Source organism: bacterium endosymbiont of Bathymodiolus sp. 5 South (genome assembly GCF_900128535.1).
GTDB lineage: Bacteria > Pseudomonadota > Gammaproteobacteria > PS1 > Pseudothioglobaceae > Thiodubiliella.
This window is the reverse complement of sequence record NZ_FQTR01000188.1, coordinates 1-2948: the sequence shown is the minus strand read 5'-3', so window position 1 is coordinate 2948 and position 2948 is coordinate 1. Positions and strand designations below refer to the sequence as shown.

Here is a 2948-nt window from a genome sequence, read left to right as displayed (position 1 = left end):
AGAGACCTTTGCATAAATAGAGATGATTAGCAAAATCCAATTTTTGCCCACTTGGTGATTTCTTTAAACCTTGTCCTAGCAGGGCTAAGGCTGGGTTTAAAAAATCGCCAAGTGGGTGAAAAGTGGGTTTCTGATGATTGTTCCTATTTATGCAAAGGTTTCTAATAATCAGTATTATAATTTTTCAACATAATCAATGCTATTGCGATGAATAAAACAAAAATTAAAATCGGATTTATTACCATTTCAGACCGTGCTGCTCGTGGTGAGTACAAAGATATCGGTGGTCCTGCTATGCAAACTTGGATTCAACAGGCAGTATTGTCACCTTACAAAGTTGAGTCTATTATTATTGAAGATGAGCAGGCTTTGATTGAGCAGACCATAATAGATTTTGCAGACCATAAAAACTGCAATCTGATTTTGACTACTGGTGGTACTGGACCTACTACTCGTGATGTTACACCTGAAGCCACTCATAGCGTTTGTGAAAGAATCTTTGATGGCTTTGCACAGCAAATGCGCACTGTTAGCTTAAGAACTGTTCCAACTGCCATTCTTTCGCGCCAAACTGCAGGCACACGAGGAAAAAGTTTGATTATTAACCTGCCTGGCAAACCCGATGCAATTGCTGTATGCTTAGGTGCGGTATTCCTAGCAGTGCCTAAATGTTTAGAATTATTGGATAACTCTAATATTCAAATTGACTTGGGTTTTGTAGAGCAAGAATTCTAAGAGACCTTTGCATAAATAGGAACAATCATCAGAAGCCCACTTTTTACCCTCTTGGCGATTTTTTAAACCCAGCCTTAGCCCTGCTAGGACAAGGTTTAAAGAAATCACCCATTGGGCAAAAATTGGATTTTGCTAATCATCCCTATTTATGCAAAGGTCTCTTTTGATTAAAAAAATGACCAACAAGAGTGCCACACCCAAAGTTTTTCCCATTGTTCATGGGGTGAATTTAAATGAGTCCGTATAAGAATCTAAAAAACCACCCGCTTATTTTTTCATCAACGACCGAAACTCACTCGCTCTACAATCATAATCTTGCTTGAGATAATACCCCCTTCTAGAGCTTGAATGGGTGATTATCACCTATAAGTTTACAAATTATAGCCGATTTCTTCGTGGGCACTGATATCCAATCCTTGCTGTTCTTCTTCTGGGCTCACTCTTAAACCAACCATCATTCCAACAACTTTAAGAATAATATAAGTCGCAATCGCTGTATAAGCGAAGGTTGCCACCACGCCAATAAATTGCACCCCTACTTGTGAAGCAATAGTCATACCTTCAGCTAGACCTTGTCCGCTGAACAAACCAAGCTCACTTGAAGCAAACACACCTGCCATCAATGTGCCTAAAATACCGCCCACACCATGTACTGGAAATACATCCAGCGAATCGTCAATTTTTAATTTCTGCTTAATGATAATAACCGCATTAAAACAGACCAGTCCAGCAACAATACCAATCACCAATGCGCCTGCAGGACCAACAAAACCTGATGCTGGGGTAATTGTGCCTAAGCCTGCAACCATACCTGTCACTGTGCCTAATGCAGTTGGCTTGCCAAACTTAATCCATTCATAAAACATCCATACCATTGCTGCGGTTGCTGCGGAGATATGCGTGACCAACATCGCCATCGCCGCGTCGCCATTCGCTGCCAATGCTGAACCTCCATTAAAACCAAACCAACCAACCCAAAGCATACCTGCACCTGTAATCACCATTGTCATATTATGTGGTGGCATTGGTGTTTTTCCAAACCCCTTGCGTGGACCAACAACCATTGCTGCTACCAAAGCACCAACACCTGCGGTGACATGCACAACCGTGCCGCCAGCAAAATCTAACAAACCCATTTCTTGTAGCCAACCGCCACCCCACACCCAGTGTGTAATCGGTGCATAAACTATAATTAACCAAAATGCACTAAAGAGTAACACAGCAGAAAACTTCATACGCTCAGCAAAACCACCTACAATAAGTGCTGGGGTAATAATAGCGAATGTCATTTGAAAAAGCGCAAATAAACTCTCAGGAATATCGCCACTTAACGAGTCTTCCAAAACACCTGAAAGCATAAACTTAGACAAACCACCAAAATAAGCATTGCCATCAGAAAAAGCAATTGAATAGCCAGCCACTAACCATAAAACTGAAGCAATACCTGCAATAGCAAAACATTGCATCAGCACTGATAGAATGTTTTTACTACGAACCAAGCCGCCATAAAATAACGCTAAACCTGACAAGGCCATAAACAACACCAATGCGGTTGAAGTTAAAATCCAGGCTGTATTCGCACCATCCAAACTATTGACGCCCTCAGCCAACACACCCATTGGCATTAGCGCCAATAAGGCTAATATTTTTTTCATTCCTGCCTCCTTACAGTGCGTCTTGGTTGGTTTCGCCGGTGCGAATACGGACCACTTTCTCTAAATTACTGACAAAAATTTTGCCATCGCCCACTTTACCTGTATTGGCAGTTTTGGCAATTGTCTCAATAACACTGTCTAATTCTGACGCTGCAACTGCGATTTCTAATTTAACCTTTGGTAAAAAATCAACTTGATATTCTGCACCACGATACATTTCTGTATGGCCTTTTTGACGACCAAAGCCTTTAACTTCGGTAACAGTAATACCAGATACGCCAGTTTCTGATAACGCCTCTCTCACATCATCTAGCTGATGTGGCCTAAGAATTGCACTGACAAGTTTCATCTTTCTCTCCTATGGAATGCTTATTAAATTAATGTCTCTTATTATACGAGACTTTTGCATAAAGTATGAATAATCATCAAAAACGCCATTTTTCACCAACTTGACAATTTTATGAAACACAGCCATAGCTTTGCTATGACTATATTTCATAAAATCACCAAGTCGGCAAAACTTGTCATTTTGCTAATCATCCCTACTTATGCAAAAGT

3 protein-coding genes are annotated in these 2948 nt (G+C 40.6%); 1 reads left to right on the top strand and 2 read right to left on the bottom strand.

Features of this window, described 5'->3' with window-relative positions:
* Positions 1-207 precede the first annotated feature (207 nt).
* The gene (gene mog, locus BBROOKSOX_RS09815) at positions 208-735 is read left to right on the top strand and encodes a molybdopterin adenylyltransferase (protein ID WP_180323975.1); all 528 of its coding nucleotides are present in this window, start codon (positions 208-210) and stop codon (positions 733-735) included.
* A gap of 371 nt (positions 736-1106) precedes the next feature.
* On the opposite strand, the gene BBROOKSOX_RS09810 is transcribed toward mog, so the two are convergent.
* Both BBROOKSOX_RS09810 and BBROOKSOX_RS09805 read right to left on the bottom strand, forming a co-directional pair.
* Positions 1107-2354, bottom strand: a complete 1248-nt coding sequence (locus tag BBROOKSOX_RS09810; protein WP_257607849.1) for an ammonium transporter — start codon at positions 2352-2354, stop codon at positions 1107-1109.
* 46 nt (positions 2355-2400) lie between these two features.
* The gene (locus tag BBROOKSOX_RS09805; protein ID WP_139661507.1) at positions 2401-2739 is read right to left on the bottom strand and encodes a P-II family nitrogen regulator; all 339 of its coding nucleotides are present in this window, start codon (positions 2737-2739) and stop codon (positions 2401-2403) included.
* Positions 2740-2948 lie beyond the last annotated feature (209 nt).

Excerpts from the sequence above, each read along its gene's own strand:
- mog (WP_180323975.1), top strand. The coding sequence starts at position 208 with ATGAATAAAACAAAAATTAAAATCGGATTTATTACCATTTCAGACCGT.
- BBROOKSOX_RS09810 (WP_257607849.1), bottom strand. The coding sequence starts at position 2,354 with ATGGGTGTGTTGGCTGAGGGCGTCAATAGTTTGGATGGTGCGAATACA.
- BBROOKSOX_RS09805 (WP_139661507.1), bottom strand. The coding sequence starts at position 2,739 with ATGAAACTTGTCAGTGCAATTCTTAGGCCACATCAGCTAGATGATGTG.